Genomic DNA, 22,717 nt, shown 5'->3' with positions numbered 1-22,717 from the left:
AAATATGAAACTATGGATAGTACAATGATTATAATAGCTGGTATCGTTGGTTTGGCCATCGGATTTGCCATCGCCAAGTTTATGGAAAAGGGTAAGGCCTCCAAAACAATTGCAAATGCAAAAAAAGATGCCGCACAAATTTTGAAAGAGGCCAAAGTGGAGGGTGAGAGTATAAAGAAAGATAAAATACTACAGGCAAAAGAAAAATTCCTAGAATTAAAGGCAGAACACGAGAAGGTAATCATAGGAAAGGATAAAAAGATTGGGGAGGCAGAAAAAAGAACAAGGGATAAAGAGTCTCAAGTTAGCAGTGAGCTTGCCAAAAATAAACAGCTAAATTCCCAACTTGAGGGCAAGATTAAAGAGGTTGAGCATAAAAGAGAGTTTTTTGAAAAGAAACAATCAGAGGTTGATAAGCTTCATAATAGTCAAGTACAACAGTTAGAAGTTATTTCTGGCCTATCCGCGGAGGAAGCCAAAAGTCAATTGATAGAAAGTCTTAGGGATACGGCCAAGACTGATGCAATGGGCTACATACAAACTACTCTTGAAGAAGCAAAGCTTACGGCGCAACAGGAAGCTAGGAAAATAGTAATCAATACCATTCAAAGAATTGGTACCGAGGAGGCCGTTGAAAACTGTGTTTCGGTTTTTAATATTGAGTCCGATGACGTCAAAGGACGAATCATAGGTAGGGAAGGAAGAAACATTAGAGCCTTGGAATCTGCTACCGGAGTGGAAATTATTGTTGATGATACGCCTGAGGCCATTATCTTGTCTTGCTTCGACTCCGTTAGAAGGGAGGTAGCGAGATTGTCTTTGCATAAATTGGTCACAGATGGTAGAATACATCCTGCTAGAATTGAGGAAATTGTTAAGAAAACCGAAAAACAAATTGAGGCAGAAATTGTAGAGATTGGAAAAAGGACGGTAATCGATTTAGGTATCCATGGCCTTCATCCAGAATTAATTAAAGCCGTTGGTAGAATGAAATATCGTTCTTCCTATGGACAAAACCTATTGCAGCACTCCCGTGAAGTAGCTAAACTTTGTGGAGTAATGGCATCAGAATTAGGATTGAATCCAAAAATAGCCAAAAGGGCCGGTCTTTTGCACGACATTGGTAAAGTTCCAAATACGGAGGCTGAGGTAGAAACACCCCATGCAATTTTAGGTATGCAGTGGGCTGAGAAATACGGAGAGAAACCGGAGGTATGTAATGCTATCGGTGCACACCATGATGAAATAGAAATGAAGACCTTAATATCACCAATTGTGCAGGTTTGTGATGCCATTAGTGGTGCTCGTCCAGGAGCAAGGAGACAAGTGTTGGACTCCTATATTCAACGCTTAAAGGATTTAGAAGAAATAGCATTCGGATTCGGTGGAGTTCAAAAGGCATATGCAATCCAAGCAGGTAGGGAGCTAAGGGTTATTGTGGAGAGTGAAAAAGTGAACGATGATAAAGCGGCACAGCTTTCCTTTGAAATTTCACAAAAAATACAAACGGATATGACCTATCCAGGACAGGTAAAGGTTACGGTTATACGGGAAACAAGAGCTGTAAACGTTGCGAAATAATATTACACATCGCTTAGATAGAAGAGTAGGAAGGAGGCTTTTATAGTCTCCTTTTTATTTGATAAGGACTTGATTAAGCCACAAGGTTAAAGATTCTTTTTCTGACTTTGTAAGTGTAATCTTTTTCCCTTTTGGCATTTTCTTTTTAATGAATACTTGTTTGTTAATATCCGTTGCAAGACTATCCATATTTTCCAAGGTAAAATTTTCAACTCTTTTCTTGGTTAAATGACAAACATTGCATTTTTGTACTAAAACCTGGAACGCTTCTTTTTTATACGAATTTTGATCAGTAGATATATTTGGAGAATATAGGCTGCTTTTATTTTTATACGGACTTATTTCCAAACCAAATAGGACTGTTCTTCCGGGATTTAACACGGTGATAACAAATAAAATAGAAGCGACTATTTCCCTCAACTTATTTTATTTGATGACCTTGCGTGGTAAAAGAGAGGCCTTGTTGACCATAGGTAGAAATCATTACCGCCTCAAATATTGGTTTTGTGCTTTCTGGCGCTACCGCCCATTCAAAAATAAAGTTCGCCCCCGTTCCACCCTTTTTATCAAATTCGGCAATTACTATTTCAAGCGTTTCCAACTCCGAAAGGGCAATAGGTCTGTTTACATAAGAATGAATTTTGTTTCCATGAGTGTCGAAATAATCAGCTTTCAATAAATAGGTTTTGGCATTAGCATTTGTGTTTCTAATGCTAACGGTCGCCGTCAAATCAATGGAAGTATGTTCTGTGTAACTATAAATTTGTGAATAAACGGATAGATATGACGTTCCCATCGTAAGAGAGTCCTTTTCGGTAAGTTGTGTCTCCTTATTGCTCCAATCTATTTTGGATAGTGGTTCGTCAGACTTCTTGTCATTGAAATTGCAATTAATAAAAAGCATAGAAAACAAGAGCAATAAACTATTCAAAACGGTACTTTTCATAGTTTTGTTTTTAAGTCTTAAAATATGCTGTTGCTAAATACTGGATTTGTAAAAAATGTTGTTAATTGTAACTCTATCGGTTTCTATTATTCCTCTTCGGTGTTATCCGTACTTTCCTCTACTTCCTTTTCTAGATTATTCTTTAGAATATTTAGTTTTTTTAACTTCGTTTTCCAGGAGTCCAGGGCCTCTTTGTGTTGTTCTACTCTATTGATTACATCTTTTACCAGAGGGTTACTTTCAGAGTCATCGGAAAAAAATTGAAGGTTGTTTTCCAACTGTCTAATTTCATTTTTACTTTCTTCAATCTTCTTTTTTATGAAGCTACGTTCTTTATAAATTGCCCTTTCTTGGTTTTCTTCTTGTTTTAGCTTTTGAATTTTATTCCCATATTTTAACAACTCAGATTCCTGTGGGCTAATATTTAGCTTATTGAACAGCGCATCTATTATTTTATGAAATTTCTGATTGATGTTTTTTTGCTTAAACGGCACATGACCGATAACCTTCCATTCTTCCAAAAATTTCTGGATATTTTTTGTGTCGCTATCCTTTTTACCACTGAGTTTAAATTCCTTTAATCTATTAAGAATAGTTTCCTTTTTGTTCAGATTTTCTAGTTCCTCCTTATAGGAATCGTTTTTGGAAGCGTGTAGTCTGTCAAAATAATGGTTACAGGCATCTTTAAACTCTTTCCAAAGTTTATCGGAATACTTTCTGGGAACATGTCCAATTTTTTTCCACTCGCTTTGTATCCGCTTCATTTCATTGGTTGCGGTATCAAAATCTTCACTATCCTTCAAGGAAACTGCAACATCCAATAACGCCCTTTTTTTGTCCAGGTTTTCCTGTTGGTCCTTTTTTAGGTTTTTATAAAAAGCGTTTTTACTTCTATTAAATGACCTGACCGCATTTTTAAATGCACTCCAAGTTTTTTCGTTATCCTTTTGGGGAACTTTACCAGCTTTGAAAAATAACTCTCTTAGCTCTTCTAAGTGTTTAATCTGCTTTTGGATAGCTCTATGATTATTGGCTACATTTTCTGACAGTTTAACTATTTCTTTAATTATTTCATTTTTTCTTTCAAGATTTTTTTCACTCAGTTTATCCAACTCCTTAAAATATTCCTGCCTTCTCTCATGAATAGCTTTAGTGGCATTACTGAAACGTTCCCAAATTTCCTCCCTATGTTCTTTTCCAACTGGCCCTATTTCTTCCTTCCAAATTTTATGAAGCGCCTGTAGTTCCCTAAAGGCCCTATTTAAATCAGGTTCTACGGCCAATGCTTCTGCCCGCTCCACAAGTTTTAACTTTTCTTCCAGATTGTGTTTAAAATCTAAATCTCTAAGCTCTCTATTTAGGTGAAGAAAATCATAGAATATTTCGATGTGGTGATGATACGTACGCCAAACGTTATTGTATTCGGCTCGTGGAATAGGTCCTGCATTGCGCCAGTTTTCCTGAATTTCTTTAAAACTCTTGTACGTGGTATTCATGTCTTCCTCCACATTTACAAGACCTTTTAGGTTTTCTATGAGTTCTAGACGGTATGCCAAATTTTCTTTGTGGCTCTTTTCGAGATTTTTGTAGTGCTGATTTCTTTTTTCTCGATAGTCGGAGTAAACTTCGTTAAACTGTCTTTTGGTAACCGAGTTATATCTAAAATCTATTTCGTTACCACCATTGGATACAAAATCCTCTTTCTTTTGTTCAATAAACTCTTGAAATTTTAGATTGAACTCGTCCCTGATGGAATCGACATGCTTTTTAATGGCCTGGACTTTTTCATTACGAACCAGTTTTTGAAGCTCCCCGACGAGGTTTTCCATGGAAATGGAATGATAATCTAAAAAAGGAATTTCATGTCTTTTCTGAGTTTCTGTATCCTCGGCATCCTCGGCATTACTCTCATCAATTTCGTCTAAAACACTCTCTTCCTTTTGGTCTTTTGTTTTGTCATCCGCACTCTTAATGACCTCCTCATCAACCTTTTCCTCCTCAATCGGACTTTCCACTTTAGCGGATTCTTCAACTTTAACGGTTTCGTTGTTTTCTTCGGCTACTTTGGTTTCTTGTGTTTTTTTATCGCTTTCTTCAGACATCTTCCAAAATTAGGTGTTTACAAGATAGTGACAAGCTAAATAACTGCAAAGTATATAGGATTTCTTTTTAGGAGCTTTGATATCTCATTTTTCAAAATTTGAGACTCAATGAGTACTTAAAATTTTAGTATTAATTGGGGTTTTTAAATGAAGTATATTACTCGTTCCAGATTTCCCAAGCTTTCTCAGCTTGAAATTCTAGCATTTTATATCCATTTAAAATAGTGGCTCCCCTTTCTTCTCCCATTCTTAAAAAAGTAGTTTTTTCTGGATTATATATCAAATCAAAAAAAAGATGATTTTGCCCTATATGTTGGTAGGGTATATTGGGCTTTTTATCGGTTTCCGGGTATGTTCCTAGAGGCGTGCAATTAATGATTAAAAGATGATTTTCAATAACATTTTTCGTTAATTGATCATAGGTGAGTCCATTTAACATTGAGGATCTAGAGACCAAGGTACTTACTATGCCCAAGTTATTTAACACATATGTAATGGCTTTGGAAGCACCACCCGTTCCAAGGACAAGAGCTTTTTTGTGATGAGTTTTTAGTAAGGGTTCCAGTGATTTATGAAAACCATAGGCATCTGTATTATAGCCTTTTAAATTATTGCCTTCTATTTTTATTGTGTTCACTGCTCCTATTTTGGCAGCGGCGGAATCTAATTCATCTAAGAAAGGTATTACTTCCTGTTTGTACGGAATGGTGACATTTAATCCTTTGAGGTTTTCAGTATTTGAAATTAGGTTTTTAAATTCATCGATTGACGGAATATCGAAATTTACATAACTATGATCATCTAGTCCTAATTGATCAAATTTTTTTGCGAAGTAACCTCTAGAAAATGAATAGGATATATTTCTACCTATCAAACCAAATTTATGCAACTCTTTTTCTGTTTTTTCCATACCAATCTAAAAGTAGTAAAATACTAATTCCAAAAACTATAAAAAAGAAGGCCCACCACGTTTCCGAAAATGATAGATTTGGGAGATAGCGTTCATAATTCACAATAATCTCTTTTCCATTTGTATCCAAAAGAATATTTCCGGTCATATCCCTTTTGTAAACAGTTTCTTTCCAAGGCCAAACTACTCCTAGAGATCCTGTTATAAAGCCCAATATAACAGCTGTTGAAATATGCTTGTAGTGTTTTAGAACATAACTAAGGATATGGGATAAAGTAACCAGGCCGGTTGCAGAACCTAGAGTAAAAACAGCCAGTATTTTTAAGGTTCTTAATCGTTCACTATTAGAAGTAAAACTGAAGTCACCGACTATAAGTTCGGAGAAAGTATCATACAAGGCATTTACGGAGTCTACCAATAGTAAAACATAATTGCCTAACAAAATAAGTATGAAGGAACCTGAAAGTCCTGGCAAGGTCATTCCGGAAACGCTAATCATTCCACAAAAAAATATAAAAAGTAAGTTGTCGTTCTCTTTTGCAGGACTCAAAAAGCTTATGGCAACACCTACCGACAAACCTAAAATTGCAGAAGGAATTGTTTTTTTTGTCCAGTGTCCAAAGTCTTTTCCAATGTAATATATGGAACCTAGAATCATACCAAAAAAAGCGGACCATACGAACAATTCTTTTTTGACCAGAAAATAGTCTAGCACCTTAGAAACGCTAAAATAGCTGACCAGCATTCCAAAAATTAATAGTGTAAGAAAGGTACCGTTGACATACCTAAAAAAACTCTTTAACCTACCATTTATTAGTAGCTTAAAAGCTTTTAAATTGACTTTCTGCAGAGAATAAATAAACTCCTCGTAAAAACCAGCTACAAAAGCTACAATTCCACCAGAAACCCCCGGCACCTTGTTGGCAGCACCCATGCACAATCCTTTAACTATTAAAAATAGTTTATCCGTTAAAGTTCTAGAATCGTTCATTTGGGACCTTACTTACTTTTTGGAAGCTGTTTTTTCCAATATAAAAATAAGGGAAAAACCTATGAACGCGGCTATGATCGCATATAATATTTGGGGATTTCCATCGTAGTTAAACGGGGAGGTGTTGGTATCTATAATGACTGTTTTATCACCAAAAACCTTGGTTTCCAAGATACGTTTCCATGGCCATATTTTATTAAGCGAACCTAGTATAAACCCAGTAAGTATGGCTAGGGTAATGTTTTTATAATGAGTAAACATCCACTTTAACAGTCTTGCGAAGCTCAAGAGACCAAAAACAGCACCCAATCCTACCGTAATTATTATCTTAATATCTTTTTCGTGAACCGCATCCAAAATTGTTTTATAGGATCCTAAAAGCACTAAAATAAACGCTCCGGAAATTCCTGGTAAAATCATTGCACAGACCGCCAATGCCCCTGAAAGAAACAAAAAAGGAAGACTCTCTATATTTTCGTTAGGGGGTAGTGTGGTAATAAAAAAGGCAACAATAGCCCCCAATATCAGGGCAGTTATGATGCCTAAATTCCAACGTTTTATTTCCTTTCCGACAAAAAAAACACTGGCTAAAACCAAGCCAAAGAAGAAAGACCAAAGCAAAACGGGTTCATTTTCCAATAACCAACTAACTAACGTGGCCAATGAAAATAGACTGATAAAGATTCCGGCAAACAGCGCAAGTAAAAAATTACCGTTTACCTCTTTCCAAACGGACATAAAACCTTCGGTTTTCCAAGTTTTTAATAACCCAAGATTAATACTGTTAATGGAGGTGATGAGTTCTTCGTAAATTCCAGAGATAAAAGCAATGGTTCCACCAGATACTCCCGGTACCACATCGGCGGCACCCATAGCCATTCCTTTAAGAGTTATGAATATGTAATCTAAAAAATTTCTATTTCCCATAAATCTTAGGAGTAAAACGTCAAGAAGCCTTTTTGTAGTTGGCTAAAATAGTATTAATCCATTCAGAATTGCAGTATTGGGGGAATTGTTTGTTGAAAAGATGTAATTGCTTGTGTTTTTTGTCCAATTTTAAGGCGTCTAACATGCATATTCTTGCATTAATGAAGTCTTTTAAAATTAGGTGAAACCCTACTGACTTATATATAATTTTTAAATTATTGGGATAGAATTCCCGTCCTTGTGCGAGTATCTGTAAAGCCGATATGGTATCACCGTTAATTTGTGCCACATCTGCCCATTTAAGCCAAGTTTCCAATTCATAATTCCCCAAATCGACCACTTGCTTATACGCAAAATCTGCTTGGTCAAAATTCTCCAAGGCATAATTAATATTGGCACATTTCTTCCAATATAACGGGTTTTCACCGTCTATATTCAACGCTTTATTTATGTAGTATAGGGCTTTTTCGTAGTTTTTGTTATTATAATAAAAGTTGGTGATGGCCAACCAACCTTTATCGAGCAAAGGGTCTTCATGGACCGTTTGATAAAAATAATACTTTGCCATGTCCCTGTTCTTCAACTTTTCATAGCACTTACCGATTCTTAAAAAGGCATGTGAAGTTGGATCTTCTATAGTGATGGTGGTTTCATAATTTTCTATTGCTTCTTCATATTTCCCGAGTTTCTCCAATACTTTTCCCTTCTCAAAATAAGCACCAATGAAACTGTCATCGGAAATAACGGCAAAATCAAATGCCGTTAGTGCCTCTTGAAACATTTCCTTTTCAGAGTATTGTTTTCCTAATTGATGCCAGGCCACTTGACAGTATGGATTGCTTTCCAAGTATTCGTTTAAATAAACGATGGCACCATCGTAGTCCTCCAAAAACTCAAAACAATAAACTACGTTGTAAAGGGAGGAATAGTCTTCATTGTCGAATTCTACACAGCGCATAAAACTTTCCTTGGCTAATTTAAAATCGTCCATAAAAAGATACTCCATGCCCAGCAAAGAATATATATCAAAGGAATTAGAAGTTAAATCCAAGGCTTTGTGAAGAAATGCTACCGCTGCTTCGTGGTTATCCCGTTTGGAAAAAATATTGGCACGTTGAATATATATTTCTTCGTTATTGGCATCTAGTAATTGTAATTCATCCAATAACCGTTCGGCATAGTCAAGGTTATTTTCAAAAACCATAACCTCCACCTGTAATAACTTAAGCTCCGTAGAACCTGGATGTTGCTGCAATCCTATTTTAATTCCTTTTTTTGCCAGGGAAATTTTACCGTTATTAAGATAGTGGTGCACAATATCTTCAAAATCCTCCGCATCAAAGAAGTAGACATCATCTGTCCTCAGCATGGATTCAAACTTGGTAATGGGCTTGTCAGGTCTTTCGTTAGATTCTAACGCCATAGGAACGTTTTGGTTAAACTATGGATTTAAAATTAATCTTTTGTAGGGCTAAACTCAATGATTGCACGCTATATTATTAACAAATTAGTTAACAACATATTGTTATAGCCTATCCAAAATGTCTAGAATTATCTTACACCCTTCTTCTAATTCTTCCATGGAGATGGTAAGTGGCGGGGAAATTCTAACAGCCCTTGTTTCATATAAAAGCCAAAATAAAATAAGATTATCCTTCTTCGCCTCTAGTATAAGTTGGTTGGCAAATTCCGGGGTTTCCATAATCAATGCCAACATTAATCCGCGACCTCGGATTTCTTTAATCTTTGAATGGACTAATAGTTTTCGGAGTAGTTTTTCTTTATTCAAGGTTTCCTCAATAACGGAGGAATCCAATAAAACCTCTAGGGTTGCTTGGCAGGCAGCTGCTATGACTGGATTGCCGCCAAAAGTCGTGATATGTCCCATTTTTGGATTCTCACTGAGCGTGTTCATAATTTCTCGACTTGATGTAAAGGCTCCAACGGGCATTCCCGAAGCCATACCCTTACCAATGACCAATATATCAGGTATACAATTAAAATGCTCAAATGCGAATAATTTTCCAGTGCGTCCAAAGCCAGGCTGAATTTCATCCAATACCAGCAATGTTCCAACCTCTTTACAACGTTTACTTATTTTCTCTAGGTAACCATCGTCAGGTAAGATAAAACCCGCTCCACCCTGTATGGTCTCCAAGACTACGCAGGCTGTTTTTTCGGTAATCAAATCGATATCTTCCGATGCATTGAACCGAATATGGTAAACATCGGGGAGTAAGGGTCTAAAGGGAGCTTTACGTTCTTCGTAGTCCATAAGACTTAGACTCCCCATGGTATTGCCATGATACGCTTTTTGTGCGGATATAATTTGAGACCTTCCTGTGAATCTTCTTGCCAATTTAATGGCACCTTCAATGGCTTCCGTACCTGAATTTACCAAATAGGTTACTTCTAGTTTTTTAGGAAGGTTTTGTTGTAATAATTTCACATATTCCGTAGCAGGTGATTGGGCATATTCTCCATAGACCATCACATGCATATATTTGGAAGTTTGCTGTTGAATTGCATTGACTACTTTCGGGTGACAATGGCCAAGACTACAAGCTGAAACGCCCGCAACGAAGTCTAAATGGGCATTTCCATGAACGTCATAAATATAACTTCCTTTGGCATGTGAAATTTCTATGCCTAAAGGGTGTAAAGAGGTTTGAGCTTGATATTTGAGGAAGTCCTCTTTCATCGAAGGCTATTTTTTACTGTTTGGAAGAACTTTTTTTTCTTGGGTCCGTCACCTTGTTATTAGGAATATTATTTACAGGGTCATTTTCATTTTGACTTCGTTCTTCCTCTTCTGCATCAATATCTATGGGATTGTCTATACCTCTAATCGTAACCAGTTCAATATTGTTATCATCCTCGTCAAATATGTCTTCTTTGGTAAGAATGCGCTCATCGCCGCGCCATAAAAATCCCTTTAGAATTCTGCTGTTTTCGGGAAGATTGGCTTCGGTATATATTGTTCCGTCCGGGTTGGTATAAAATGTTAGGTCTTCAACATCGTTGTTCGCCATGGTTATTCGAATAGAACTACATACCGTTTTATCTATTCCGATAAGTTCATCGTCGTCATTATACATATAATAGACCACCTCGGTATTTTGAACAAGGTCTATAATTTTTAATTCGTTTTCGATAAACTGTCCATACAAGTTAATTCCTTTTGCTTGGTTATAACCTGTCTTGCTAATACTGTCCAATGAAACAATGAACGCATTTTCCAAGACTTTTAAAGAATCAAGTTTTTCCGTCTCCAAGTTAGAAATAAGATGAATACTATCGCCAGTCATCTGGTTGGCCCCGTTCCAGATAATAGGGTTTTTAATCAACTGCGTAATTCCTGTATTTTCTTCGGAATGAATAGAATCGCACTTTCCACTAAGGTCCTTTTTGTAAAACTTGGCGTTTCTAAAGGCCCTTGTAATTCTTGCTTCCGGCTTACCAGTTACCATTAATGTATCTCCATGAACGTAGAGGGAATCTAGTTCTTGAACCAATATCGAAACAGCTCTTTTTGTGGCGAAAACAGAATCTTTTGCTTTATGGACCTCTGCATAATGTGCTCGTATTACTCCATTGTTTATGGTATCCGTAACGGTTATATTATTGGTTGCGGATGCAAATTCCCTGGCCTTATTAAAGTAGACACTATCGCCTTCAACGATGCGATTATTATAGTTTATTTTGGTATTCTTGATACCATAGCCACTTTCCACTTTTGTATCGTAGAATCCTCTTTCGCAATATATTTTGTAGGTTTCACCGACAATAGTGGATGGCCCGTACATATATGCATTTTTAGAAGTTGTGTAATAGTCTAACTGCTCGGAATCGAGAATATATTCCGGGTTTTTTATATGGACACTATCCAAGAACTGATATTTTTTTAACTCCATAAAATACCTACCAATTTTACTGGTCAATGTATTTGCGGAATCTATTACGGTTCCATTGTCTTGGTAATATGCCTCCTGGTTAATTCTATCCAGACGTAAAGTGTCCGTTTTTAGGGTCATATCGGCATTAGTTAGCACTACGTCTCCCCAGGCCTTAGCTAGCTTCACATCTCCCTGATAATTAATCTTTTTTGCTGTCATCTCCACAGAATCACCCTGTTTCAACAAGACATTTCCAATAGCCTCTAATCTGTTTTCCCTTTGGAAATAAATGGCCACATCACACCATAAGTCGGCTCCTTGATGCTCAAATTGAACCTGTCTTTCATCCTTGCTAAATATAGATGCTCCAGGATATTCGGTTTCGTTTTTGGTAAAATTTGCCCCGTAAACAATATTGATTTGTTTAGGTTCTTCGGTATTCTCCTGACAGAATATGGAAAAGCTTATAAAGAAGAACAAAGTTCCTATTGAAGTACAGCGCAAGATGAAATTTTTGTCAAAAATAGGATTTTTAGTGTAGGCTGGTATATTATTTGCATACTTTTAGGAATCCTTAGCCTTGCTACTTCAGATCTCATGGCCGTGAGTTAAGCCCCGAGATCAAATCTTTGATTTTTCAGATGATCTTTGATTCTAATCCGGTAAAATTTACAGAATAGGTTGGGGCTTTCTGTTCCTTTTATATTTTTCACCAAAACCTGAATTGTTTGGCTCATAAGGTGTGTTCAATTCCACATTAACGCCGTTATCAGGAATTCCTTTTTCTTTTCCAAGTGCCCAAAAGATACCGTTCATGGCTATCTTCCTTACTTCCGGAATTTTAAAATCATAAGGGTGCCCCAGAGTAGTGAAAAACACTCTGGATTTCCCTCCACTTTCTGCAGTATAACTCTTGGTCCAGGCTACCGGATTTGTCAAAGGGAACTTATCTAGATTACCGTCCATTTGATGTTGGGATTTTAATGAATGTCCTTGAAGAATGGGTTTGGAATCCCCATATAATTTCCAGTCTCCCCCGTCTACGTGATACAACCATGAATAAGCTTCAAAAGGTTTAAAACCATTTAATATAACACTGCTGGAATCTATTTTTGTTATTTGGGTTACCGGAAATTTTCCATCGTCAAAATGACCATGATGTGTTATCCATTGTTGGCCGAATACCTTCGTTGGCCATTCATTGTTCCAGTAGGCTAAAGAAGGGTCTTCATAATTGAACGCATGTGTAGCGGTCCTGAAACCTACAATGGGTTTACCCGATTCCACATAATTGGCAATGTAATCCCGTTCCTTTTTGGGAAGTTGACGGAATCTAGTAAAAATAACCATCAAATCGGCATTTTCTAGCGCTTCTAAATTGGAAATATGATCAATCCTATTCGGGTCGATTATCCCTAACGAATCCAAAGCATAGCAAACCGTGACTTTAGCGTTTAATTCTCTTTTCGCAATAGATGCCAACATTGGCATAGATTCTTCAGATCGGTATTCTTCGTCTCCTGTTACAAATACGATGTGTGGTCTACGCTCGGTTTTTTCAATGGTATCTACCGTTGGCTTTTTTTCTTCTTTACAGGAGGTAAATAAGATGATAGTAGCAATTAACACCAAGCTTTTGAATATTGGTTTTTTCAGCATATTGTGGATATTACGGTTCAGTTTTAATTTGAAATATGATTTTTTACAAGTACACGAAATAGTATTTTGGCTTATTTCATAGGATGCTCTTTCAATAATTCATCTGGGGTATAAAAGTCGTTTCTATTCTTTGTCAATTCTCTTACTTTGTTGACCATATTTGGTTTAATAACCGATGCTTTGTTTCCAAAGGCATTTCTAACATAGGTTAAAACGGCCGCTACTTCTTCATCATTTAAAAGCCCTTTAAAGGGCATCATGGGTACTTGACCTTCATAATGGTTGCCCATTACATCCATCGGACCATAAAGTCCATGTAGGGCTAGTTTGATTAATCTTTCTTCATCACCGGTAACCCATTCTTGATTTACCAATGTTGGATAACCAGCCTGTTGCAGACCAGTACCGCTTTCTTGATGGCAGGTAATGCAATATCCTTCGGTTTCATAAATTTTCTTCCCTTTGGCAAACACTTCCAAATCTTCACCTTCCAAAGTGGTAATCAAGATTTCTTCGTCGTTTTTGGCCAAAAAGTCGCCGGTAAGTCTACTTTTGGCAAATTTGAAAGAATCTTTCATCCATCTATCCAATGGGTGCCGCTCTGCAATATTCAATACTTCAATACCCTCTTTTTCTGGTAGCCAAGATGCTGCGGTAATCGCTTCCAGACGAACCCTTCCATGGTCGTCAGCGGCCGCTGTCTTTAGCAACTCTAAGGAATTATCAAGCTGATGCCCCATATATCTCAATACTCGAACGGATGCAGCTCTTACTCGATGGTCTTTGGATTGTAGTAAGTCTTTCAAAAGAGTTTTATCCACCTTGTTCACACCCCAAGTTACCCATAAAGCTTCAAGACGATGATGTTCATAGTTTTCATCATCAACGTCTAATTTAGTAATCCAAGTTTGCAGTTTGTTGAGAACCTCTTCGGTGTCCCTAGCTCTTAATTCCCTTCTCGTTCTATATCTAGTTCTGTATTCAGGAAGTTTTAAATTGTCCAAGAGTTGTTCAATAGAAGCCCCGTCAATTTTTGCCGGTTCCACTAGTGGCCTTGAAGGATAAGTTATTCTATATATTCTACCATGAACATGGTCTCTTAGGGGGTCTCTAGCGTTATGCTGCATGTGTCCTATAAGTACATTATGCCAATCCACAAGGTAAAGCGAGCCATCTGGAGCGAACTCCATTTCAACAGGTCTGAAGTTATTGTCCGTACTACTGATTAGGTCTTGTCTATGTTTTGTTATATATCCCGTTCCATCTTCTAGGACCTGATGTTGTTTCATACCCAAGAAGCCAATGGAGTTGGCCAAAATCATATCGCCCTGAACCTCATCTGGGAAGTGACTGCTGGAGATAAATTCCAATCCGGAAGTTGGCCTTACCTGGTGGGCTTCCTCTATAAGGTCTTCCGTCAATGGAGAAGCAATACCATAGATGGGTTTTAAAGTACTTGGCATCATCCAGTTTACTGTTGGGCCAGAAGTATGAAGGAAGAAATCCTGGCCCCATTCATCAAAGGCAATGCCCCAAGGATTGGGAATGCTTACTTGTAACGCACGCTCCAATTTTTTTCTTTGGGGATTATAGCGGTAAAATCCACCATTTGTAGCTCTAATGGGTCCATATGAGGTTTCCACGTTTGTATGAAGAAAGATACCTTCAGACATATAAAAAGCACCGGAAGGATCTGCACAAAATGCAGAAATTGCATGGTGCGTATCATGGTCATCGAAACCGCTCAGTACGATTTCAACCTTATCTACTTTGTCGTCACCATCGGTATCGGTTAATAGTTTAAGGTTAGTGCCTTGGCTCAAATAAACACCCTCGGGGGCAAATTCAAAACCTATGGGTAAATGAAGACTATCTGCGAATATTGTTTGTTTATCAGCTCTTCCATCTTTATCGGTGTCTTCCAGAATAATTAATTTATCGTTAGGTTTTGGGTCACCAACCTTATAGTGAGGGTAGGAGGGTAGTGTAGCAACCCATAACCTGCCTTTATTGTCAAAAGAAATTTGGGCAGGGTTGGCCAAGTCAGGGAATTCTTTCTCGGATGCAAACAATTCCACCTTGTATCCATCGGGTACGGCTAAGGTATTTACGGCTTCCTCCCCATATTTATAAGTAATCATTTCACCTTCATCTGCCAAGTTGTAATTCGTTTCAACTTCTGGAAGTACCGTGGTTTTGATATCCGCTTTTGCAATATCAAATTCATCATTTCGAAGCCTGGACCAAATAGCGGTATCCCTTATGGCGGTCATTTCCCTTACCTTTTGTACTTCAAAGGGATAATTGTCCGGTCCAAAAGGATCATACCTTCTACCATATGCATGAACTCCGTTCGGGATTTTGTAGTCATTATGCCAGTAGAAGTTTTTATCATTTACCAATTTATTAATGGCCATTCTTTCTGAGGTGTTACCTGCGGTTTTGATACCGGAGATATTATAAGCTAAGAACTCCGCAAATTTTTTGTATCCTCTTTCGTTCAACTGGGAACCATCTATGGTAAGGTCGTCATCACCATTGAACCATTCCATAGTTGGAGTAAAAACATCAATAAAGGGAATTTGATTGTCCAAGCAAACTTGCTTCATAGCCTCGGCATATAATTTTAAGTTCTTGTTTTCTTCTACACCATTTGGAAGGTCCATTTTGTCAGAAAGATCTTCAAAAGCTATGGGGGAAACTAAAACTAAACTAGGACTGCTACTTTCATTATAATTATGGTTCTTAGTATGATTAATAAAAGTTTCTAATTCCTCTTTAAAACTCTCAAGTTCATCTGGACCTTGAAATGACTCGTTATATCCAAAAAAGGCCACAATGATATCTGCCTTTAAATGGGTTAACCATTCATCTGGGGTAGGAAAAAAACCTTCGCTCCCTGAGTTTATTGCCAATTCGGTTTGAAATTTCTCAGCTCCCGGGAAGGCCCATGGTGCGTTTCTGGCGGAATGGGGGCGAAATCCAGGGGTATTCCCTCCATCACACATGTTCCTAATTTTAAGGGAATCATTGGGAAACCTCAACTGCATTTCAGTTTCAAAAAAACCAAAATTTTGCATTCTCGATCCCAAATTGTTACCTATAAGAACGATATTACTATTTGGTTCGATTTCTATCAGGGGCTCTTCTTTACCTTCACAGGAAGTAAAAAAAATAATTACTGTAAAGAAAAATAGTAGATATAGGTTTTGCTTTCTTGTATTCATTGATTGGATAAAATTGTATTTAAATATAAACATAAAAAAGCCACTACATAGTGGCTTTTTTGTTTGATCCGAATGGATGTGTCCTTAAAAATTTCTATAATCTCCCTCTAAATATTGATTGGCATCATCTTCGGCGAATTTAGCATTTTCACTGTCCCAGTGTAATGTCTGGTTTGGAAATCTACCTGCTATTACGCCTAATAGAATAGTTTCCGTAAGTCTGGAGGCATAGGAGAAGGGAGCGCTAGTTTCTGCTTCACCTAAACATGCATCCACAAACTGATGATAATGCTTTGGTCCTTCAGATGCATAGTCTCTAATGGGTTCCCCCATATTATTTGCTTTCTCTACCTGAGCTATTTCTTCTGAAATATCTACATATTTACCATCTACTATTTTTTGAGGCAATTGCATAAAATGTGGTAAAAGGAGTCGGCCTTTATCACCGACGAACATCGCGCCTTGTTCTGGTAGTTGCCCTTCATCGGCAACTTTTGCGTCCAATGACATTTTATCCTCCATTGATGTATCCCCATCCTCATCCTTATTATTTTCTGAGGAGGAAGCAACATTAGGCAACTTTAAATCTTCGTGCATTTCTGGTGCTCCGGGTCCATCATACCATACCCATTTTAAAGATTCTGCCGTATGTTTTGTGCCCGGAAACTCATAGGTGACTATATTTTTTTCTGGAAATCCAAAACCGTTCGGTTCTCTACATTCATTTTTAATGGTCCTCGGGACATCAAGTTCCAACGCGTTATATGGCGTATCGAATATATGGACACCCATATCACCAAGCGTTCCACAACCATAATCTACCAATTTTCGCCAATTACCTGGATGGTATATCCCTTCTTTATAAGGTCTTTCGGCAGATGTTCCAAGCCATAAGTTCCAATCCAGGGATTCGGGAACCGGATCCGAACCTTCTGGTTCAGGGCCATCATATCCCCAATTTTTAGGTGACCACGCATGAACCGTATGAACCTTGCCGATAATACCGGATTGAATCAATAAAGTGGCCAATTTATAGTCGTAAAAAGAATGAACCTGTATTCCCATTTGTGTTACAAGGCCCTTGTCTTCAGCCAATTTTTTCATGGCTCTTGCTTCTGAAACATAATGAGTTAAGGGTTTTTGACAGTAAACCGGCTTATTCATATTCATGGCCATTATGGAGGCAGGCGCGTGGGTATGGTCTGGTGTGCTTACAATAACCGCATCAATCTCATCACCGATTTCCTCTAGCATAACCCTGTAGTCCGTATAAGTTTTTGCGTTGGGATGCAATTCCTTTGCCGCCGCAAGGTTATTGGCATCTACATCACATAAAGCTGTTACTTCAACCTTGGCATGAGAGGAGATATCCCTTAAATCCTCACCGCCCATATTACCTACACCGATATGTGCCGTTCTCAACTTTGATATTGGTTGTCCTTCTGACTTTTGTTGCTGTTCCTTACAAGCTATTAATACAGAGGGCATGATAGCTGTTGACGAGGCAAGTATGGCCGATTTTTTTAAAAATTCCCTTTTTTTCATTTGTTTGGTTTAAAGTTTTTTGATTTTGATATTACGGAACCAGATTGGGCTGGAGTGGTCTTGTAAGCCTATGTACCCAGTCTTATATTTACCATAGTCCTCACTATTCTTCCATTTGTCAGAGTTCTTTCTTTCGTACCAATCTTTGGACCAGGGCACAAAGGACAGTACTACTTCACCATTTAACCAATGCTCTACTTTTTCTGGAGTAAAAACTATCTTGGACGTATTCCATTCCCCAACGGGATGAAGCGTTTTTTTACTGGAATCGGCGGCATGCATGGCATAGTCCGAAGCAGTTTGTTGTAATGGTTTTAATTCTTCCGGCTTTTCGGTATACCCCAAACTTTTGTTGTAGGCGGTCAAATCATGGATTTTAGCGTAATTCTCATCATCTATGAGCTGATACTCCGGAGCTACTTCAGGGGGGGCATCATAGCCTTCTTTGAGATGATAAAAAATACCACTGTTACCTCCTTCGGGTATTTTCCATTCAATGTACAGCTCAAAGTTTTCAAATTCCTCAGCGCCGTAAATAATATCTTTGCCGCCTGTGTAATCCTGTTCCAGCCCCAGTTCCGTATCAAAAGTCAAGGCCCCGTCTTTCGCAATCCAACCAGGAGGTAATTTATCTCCGTTATAGGCACGCCAGCCTTCCGTACTTTTACCGTCGAATAAAACAATCCACTCATCGCTTAATTCTTTATCATCCTTTGTGGTATCTGTAATTTCCTTTTTTTCTGTCTTACATGATTGAATAAGTAAAAAAAGGATAGGTAGAAATTTGAGATATTTCATTTTATATTATGGTAGATTTTTTGGTTTAAATGGTAATTTAATAAAAAAAGAATAGCGATACTGACTTTTGCCAATACCGCTATCCTAAAATTTATGAATTCTATTTTTTTACCTATGTATTGTCTGGGTTCTGTCCGGTCCCACGGAGACAATTTTTATTGGCACTTCCAATTCTTTTTCCAAAAATTCTATATAATTATTCAAAGCTTTTGGGAATTGATCTTCCTTGCTCATTTTTGTTAGGTCTTCTGCCCATCCATCCATTTCTGTATAGATAGGAGTGACATTTTCAGCTTCAATATTAAAAGGTAAATGTTCAATTTTTTTTCCTTTATAATTATAGGCTGTACATACCTTTAATTTATCGAACCCACTTAAAACATCACCCTTCATCATCATTAATTCGGTCACCCCGTTTATTTGGACTGCATATTTAAGTGCAACTAAATCCAACCATCCACATCTTCTAGGCCTTCCCGTTGTAGCTCCGAATTCGTTACCTACTCGGCCCATAGTTTCACCAACTTCATCGAAGAGTTCGGTTGGAAATGGTCCGCTACCTACTCTAGTAGTATAAGCCTTGAAGATACCTTTAACATCTCCTATTTGGTTAGGTGCAACGCCCAAGCCGGTACAAGCACCAGCCGCTGTAGTATTGGAAGAAGTTACATAAGGATAAGTCCCGAAATCAATGTCCAATAAAGAACCTTGAGCACCCTCTGCCAGTATTTTCTTTCCAGCCTTTTGGGCTTGGTAGATGTATTCTTCGCTATCGATAAAAGTTAATTCTTTCAGCTCCTTAACGGCCTTAAAGAAATCAGCCTCCAGTTCGGCCAGGTCGTATTGAATGTCCACATCATAAAAGTTGATCATGGCCTCATGTTTATTGGCCAAACTTCTATATTTTTCTTTCCAGTCGTCCAACTCCAAATCACCTACGCGCATGCCGTTCCTACCAGTTTTGTCCATATAGGTTGGTCCTATACCCTTTAAGGTGGAACCAATTTTTGCTTTTCCTTTTGAGGCTTCGGATGCGGCATCCAACAGGCGATGCGTTGGAAGTATGAGATGTGCTTTTCTAGAAATTAATAAAATGGACTTGATGTCCAAATCAAACTTTTTTAAGTTGTCTATTTCCTTTTTAAATATTACCGGATCTATAACCACACCGTTCCCCACTACATTTAGGGCGTTTTTATGGAAAATCCCCGATGGAATCGTATGTAGTACGTGTTTTATTCCATCAAATTCCAAGGTATGCCCTGCATTTGGCCCACCTTGAAAACGGGCTATTATATCATAATTTTTTGTGAGTACATCAACAATTTTACCTTTTCCTTCGTCACCCCATTGTAGGCCCAACAATAAATCTACTGCCATCTAAAAAAAACTTGCTTGGTTAGTTATTTGTATTATCTGAATTATTTTTTACTCCATAAAAATAGAGCGAATGTGTATTGATTTTAATATCGAAGACTTCTTCTATTGTTTTTTTGATTGATTGTATTCGAGGGTCACAAAACTCCATCACTTCACCGGTATCCGTAAGGATAACATGATCATGCTGACGATCGAAATATGACTTTTCATATTGCGCCTGATTTTTTCCGAATTGATGCTTGCGCACCAATTTACAATCCAACAAAAGTTCTATCGTATTGTATAGTGTAGCACGACTAACACGATAATTTTTGTTTTTCATTTTTATGTAGAGCGATTCAATATCAAAGTGCTCTTCACTTTCATAAATCTCCTGAAGGATTGCGTAACGCTCGGGGGTTTTTCTATGTCCGTTATCCTCCAAAAAGGAGGTGAAGACATTTTTTACTATTTCCTGATTTTTATCAGAAGTCATATAACTTGCATTAATAAGCAAAGGTACAGTTAAATTTTAATTCCTTTTCTAAAGTCGAGTCACTTTGTCTATACCGTGTATTTGCTGAAGGTTTTCCGTTAATTTATTTAAAATGCCCTTGTTTTTGACCACAACTGTTATTCTACCGGTAAAGGTACCACCATCGGTACTAAAGTTTAAATTTCGCATATTAACATGCATGTTATCAGAAATAACTTCGGTTATATCACTTACCAATCCTAAATTATCAATACCGGTCAACTGAATATCAGCTTTAAATTCTTCTTGTGAAGAATCCACCCATTTGGCACTTATAATACGATAGGCATAATTGGATTGCAATGATATGGCATTTGGGCAATTTTTTTTGTGCACTTTGATTCCTTCTGATACACTTACAAACCCAAAGACTTCATCGCCAGGAATGGGATTGCAACATTGGGATAGTTTGTAATCCAATTTTTCCTCCTCTTTTCCAAATACTAAGAGGTCGAATTTGGAGGTGATTTCTTCCTTGTTTACGTCTTCGGGGGCGGGAGTCCTTCGTATTCTATTTTTAAAGAAACTAATAAAGGCGTTACTGTAGGAAGAAGCAAAGTCCTTGATCATTTGATTGTCTATGGAACCAATGCCCACTCTAAAGAAAAGATCTAAACTGGTCTTGAGTTTAAAATAGCTTACCATTTTGTTAATGGAATCCTCATTGAGGGAAATTTTTTGGGATTTTAATTTTCTTCTTAAAATCTCTTTACCCTCTTCTGCAACCGATTTCTTCTCTTCCCTTAAAACGGATTTAATTTTTGAACGCGCTCTTGCTGTGGTAGCGTAGTCTAACCAATTTTGATTAGGTTTTGCTTGGTCGGAAGTTATAATCTCAACCTGATCCCCACTTTGCAATGGCGTGTTCAAGGGAACAAGTTTTCCGTTGACTTTTGCACCCCTGGTACGCATTCCTACCTCTGTATGTATATTAAAGGAAAAATCTAACGGAGTTGCTCCTTTAGGTAGTGACTTTAGTTCACCTTTTGGGGTAAAAACAAAAATTTCTTTGGAGTATAAGTTGAGTTTAAACTCTTCTACAAAATCCACGGCGTTAGCATTGGAATTTTCCAATGCTTCCTGTAGTTTGTTTAGCCACACTTCTATGCCCTGTTCCTTCTGGTCCCCGTGCTTATATTTAAAATGGGCGGCATACCCTTTTTCTGCAATTTCATGCATTCGCTCACTTCTAATCTGTACCTCTACCCATTTCCCTTTGGGTCCCATGACCGTAATGTGAAGGGCCTCATAACCTGTAGATTTTGGAGAAGAAATCCAATCTCTAAGCCGAACAGGGTTAGGTGTAAAGTGATCGGTAACTATGGAATATATTTTCCAGGCCAAAAACTTTTCGTTTTTGGCATCGGACCGGTAAATAATTCTAATCGCGAACTTGTCATAAATCTCATCAAAACCGACATTTTGGGCCTTCATTTTTCTCCTCATGGAGAAAATGGATTTCATTCTGCCCTTAATAATATAGTTAAGCCCTTCTTGCTTTAGGGAATTGTCAATAACTTCGGAAAAGGCATCTATATAGGCCTGTTGTTCTTCCTTGCTTTCCTCTATTTTACTTTTTATATCGTTGTATACCTCAGGCTCGGTATACTTTAAGCTTAAATCTTCTAGCTCTGTTTTTATATTATATAGCCCTATTCTATGTGCCAAAGGGGCATAGATGTAAAGAGTCTCCGAGGCTATTTTCACCTGTTTATGCTCGGGCATGGCATCCATGGTAAGCATATTATGGTAACGATCTGCAATTTTGATAATTATTACTCTAACATCGTCGTTTAGCGTCAATAACATCTTTCTGAAATTCTCCGCCTGCTGGGAGATGTTCATGTCCTTTTTAAGATGGGAAATTTTCGTAAGCCCATCCACGATACGTGCCACTGTTTCTCCAAACATGCGATCAATATCGTCCAGTGTATATTCGGTATCCTCTACTACGTCGTGTAAAAGAGCGGAAGCGATACTCACGGCATCCAAACCGATTTCGGAAGCTACAATTTTGGCCACGGCAATTGGATGAAAAACATAGGCTTCCCCTGATTTTCTTCGCTGATTCTTATGGGCATCTACGGCAATTTCAAAAGCACTACGAATTAATTTTTTATCATCCTCTGTTAAAGTTTGATAACTAATACGAAGTAATTCCTTGTATTCCTTTGCTATAAGTTTGTTTTCCTTCTCTAATGCAGCCTTTGTCATACTAGATTAAAATTAGTACAATCCTAA

Annotated in this window: 17 protein-coding genes; 1 reads left to right on the top strand and 16 read right to left on the bottom strand. The window is 37.7% G+C overall.

What is annotated here, in order from left to right; all coding sequences use genetic code 11:
- The first annotated feature begins 12 nt into the window (after window positions 1–12).
- Complete coding sequence (gene rny, locus PP182_RS14355; protein ID WP_272651960.1) at window positions 13–1,581, top strand: ribonuclease Y; 1,569 nt, start codon at window positions 13–15, stop codon at window positions 1,579–1,581.
- Between the two features lie 54 nt (window positions 1,582–1,635).
- Here the strand turns inward: rny and PP182_RS14350 are convergent, their stop codons facing one another.
- The 16 genes from PP182_RS14350 to PP182_RS14275 all read right to left on the bottom strand — a co-directional run bounded on the left by PP182_RS14350 (window position 1,636) and on the right by PP182_RS14275 (window position 22,690).
- The gene (locus PP182_RS14350; protein ID WP_272651959.1) at window positions 1,636–2,001 is read right to left on the bottom strand and encodes a hypothetical protein; all 366 of its coding nucleotides are present in this window, start codon (window positions 1,999–2,001) and stop codon (window positions 1,636–1,638) included.
- Between the two features lies 1 nt (window position 2,002).
- Window positions 2,003–2,527 (bottom strand): DUF3124 domain-containing protein, encoded by a 525-nt coding sequence (locus PP182_RS14345; RefSeq protein WP_272651958.1) that lies wholly within the window; start codon window positions 2,525–2,527, stop codon window positions 2,003–2,005.
- 86 nt (window positions 2,528–2,613) lie between these two features.
- Window positions 2,614–4,629 (bottom strand): DUF349 domain-containing protein, encoded by a 2,016-nt coding sequence (locus PP182_RS14340; protein WP_272651957.1) that lies wholly within the window; start codon window positions 4,627–4,629, stop codon window positions 2,614–2,616.
- A 157-nt stretch (window positions 4,630–4,786) separates the two neighbouring features.
- A complete protein-coding gene (locus tag PP182_RS14335; RefSeq protein ID WP_272651956.1) occupies window positions 4,787–5,539 on the bottom strand; it encodes a shikimate dehydrogenase family protein in 753 nt (250 codons plus the stop codon).
- Window positions 5,511–6,530: a DUF368 domain-containing protein gene (locus tag PP182_RS14330; protein WP_272651955.1), complete on the bottom strand. Its 1,020-nt coding sequence runs from the start codon at window positions 6,528–6,530 to the stop codon at window positions 5,511–5,513. The genes PP182_RS14335 and PP182_RS14330 overlap by 29 nt, the downstream gene beginning before the upstream one ends.
- Window positions 6,531–6,542: 12 nt before the next feature.
- Window positions 6,543–7,457, bottom strand: coding sequence for a DUF368 domain-containing protein (locus PP182_RS14325; RefSeq protein ID WP_272651954.1), 915 nt, complete (start codon window positions 7,455–7,457; stop codon window positions 6,543–6,545).
- A 19-nt stretch (window positions 7,458–7,476) separates the two neighbouring features.
- Entirely contained in the window at window positions 7,477–8,880 is a 1,404-nt protein-coding gene (locus PP182_RS14320) for a tetratricopeptide repeat protein (protein ID WP_272651953.1), read from the bottom strand.
- Window positions 8,881–8,982: 102 nt separating this feature from the next.
- Window positions 8,983–10,158 (bottom strand): aspartate aminotransferase family protein, encoded by a 1,176-nt coding sequence (locus PP182_RS14315; protein ID WP_272651952.1) that lies wholly within the window; start codon window positions 10,156–10,158, stop codon window positions 8,983–8,985.
- A 13-nt stretch (window positions 10,159–10,171) separates the two neighbouring features.
- A complete protein-coding gene (locus PP182_RS14310; protein WP_442915270.1) occupies window positions 10,172–11,857 on the bottom strand; it encodes an OstA-like protein in 1,686 nt (561 codons plus the stop codon).
- 165 nt (window positions 11,858–12,022) lie between these two features.
- Window positions 12,023–13,012: a ThuA domain-containing protein gene (locus PP182_RS14305; protein WP_272651951.1), complete on the bottom strand. Its 990-nt coding sequence runs from the start codon at window positions 13,010–13,012 to the stop codon at window positions 12,023–12,025.
- Between the two features lie 71 nt (window positions 13,013–13,083).
- Window positions 13,084–16,239, bottom strand: coding sequence for a PVC-type heme-binding CxxCH protein (locus PP182_RS14300; protein ID WP_272651950.1), 3,156 nt, complete (start codon window positions 16,237–16,239; stop codon window positions 13,084–13,086).
- 84 nt (window positions 16,240–16,323) lie between these two features.
- Window positions 16,324–17,784, bottom strand: a complete 1,461-nt coding sequence (locus PP182_RS14295; RefSeq protein WP_272651949.1) for a Gfo/Idh/MocA family protein — start codon at window positions 17,782–17,784, stop codon at window positions 16,324–16,326.
- 9 nt (window positions 17,785–17,793) lie between these two features.
- A complete protein-coding gene (locus tag PP182_RS14290) occupies window positions 17,794–18,582 on the bottom strand; it encodes a 3-keto-disaccharide hydrolase (protein WP_272651948.1) in 789 nt (262 codons plus the stop codon).
- 108 nt (window positions 18,583–18,690) lie between these two features.
- Entirely contained in the window at window positions 18,691–19,962 is a 1,272-nt protein-coding gene (locus PP182_RS14285; RefSeq protein WP_272651947.1) for an adenylosuccinate synthase, read from the bottom strand.
- 19 nt (window positions 19,963–19,981) lie between these two features.
- Window positions 19,982–20,437, bottom strand: coding sequence for a Fur family transcriptional regulator (locus PP182_RS14280; protein ID WP_272651946.1), 456 nt, complete (start codon window positions 20,435–20,437; stop codon window positions 19,982–19,984).
- 48 nt (window positions 20,438–20,485) lie between these two features.
- The gene (locus PP182_RS14275; protein WP_272651945.1) at window positions 20,486–22,690 is read right to left on the bottom strand and encodes a RelA/SpoT family protein; all 2,205 of its coding nucleotides are present in this window, start codon (window positions 22,688–22,690) and stop codon (window positions 20,486–20,488) included.
- Window positions 22,691–22,717 lie beyond the last annotated feature (27 nt).

Origin of the sequence: Maribacter sp. PR1 (assembly GCF_028464145.1) — a bacterium.
Taxonomy (GTDB): Bacteria; Bacteroidota; Bacteroidia; order Flavobacteriales; family Flavobacteriaceae; genus Maribacter.
Note: the sequence above shows the minus strand (reverse complement) of the source record. Positions and strands in the feature narration are given on the sequence as shown.

What these genes read in the sequence shown, in the direction of transcription:
- PP182_RS14290 (WP_272651948.1), bottom strand. Translation starts at nt 18,582, where the DNA reads ATGAAATATCTCAAATTTCTACCTATCCTTTTTTTACTTATTCAATCA.
- PP182_RS14340 (WP_272651957.1), bottom strand. Translation starts at nt 4,629, where the DNA reads ATGTCTGAAGAAAGCGATAAAAAAACACAAGAAACCAAAGTAGCCGAA.
- PP182_RS14295 (WP_272651949.1), bottom strand. Translation starts at nt 17,784, where the DNA reads ATGAAAAAAAGGGAATTTTTAAAAAAATCGGCCATACTTGCCTCGTCA.
- PP182_RS14330 (WP_272651955.1), bottom strand. Translation starts at nt 6,530, where the DNA reads ATGAACGATTCTAGAACTTTAACGGATAAACTATTTTTAATAGTTAAA.
- PP182_RS14345 (WP_272651958.1), bottom strand. Translation starts at nt 2,527, where the DNA reads ATGAAAAGTACCGTTTTGAATAGTTTATTGCTCTTGTTTTCTATGCTT.
- PP182_RS14320 (WP_272651953.1), bottom strand. Translation starts at nt 8,880, where the DNA reads ATGGCGTTAGAATCTAACGAAAGACCTGACAAGCCCATTACCAAGTTT.
- PP182_RS14315 (WP_272651952.1), bottom strand. Translation starts at nt 10,158, where the DNA reads ATGAAAGAGGACTTCCTCAAATATCAAGCTCAAACCTCTTTACACCCT.
- PP182_RS14335 (WP_272651956.1), bottom strand. Translation starts at nt 5,539, where the DNA reads ATGGAAAAAACAGAAAAAGAGTTGCATAAATTTGGTTTGATAGGTAGA.
- PP182_RS14305 (WP_272651951.1), bottom strand. Translation starts at nt 13,012, where the DNA reads ATGCTGAAAAAACCAATATTCAAAAGCTTGGTGTTAATTGCTACTATC.
- PP182_RS14300 (WP_272651950.1), bottom strand. Translation starts at nt 16,239, where the DNA reads ATGAATACAAGAAAGCAAAACCTATATCTACTATTTTTCTTTACAGTA.
- PP182_RS14280 (WP_272651946.1), bottom strand. Translation starts at nt 20,437, where the DNA reads ATGACTTCTGATAAAAATCAGGAAATAGTAAAAAATGTCTTCACCTCC.
- PP182_RS14275 (WP_272651945.1), bottom strand. Translation starts at nt 22,690, where the DNA reads ATGACAAAGGCTGCATTAGAGAAGGAAAACAAACTTATAGCAAAGGAA.
- PP182_RS14325 (WP_272651954.1), bottom strand. Translation starts at nt 7,457, where the DNA reads ATGGGAAATAGAAATTTTTTAGATTACATATTCATAACTCTTAAAGGA.
- PP182_RS14285 (WP_272651947.1), bottom strand. Translation starts at nt 19,962, where the DNA reads ATGGCAGTAGATTTATTGTTGGGCCTACAATGGGGTGACGAAGGAAAA.
- rny (WP_272651960.1), top strand. Translation starts at nt 13, where the DNA reads ATGGATAGTACAATGATTATAATAGCTGGTATCGTTGGTTTGGCCATC.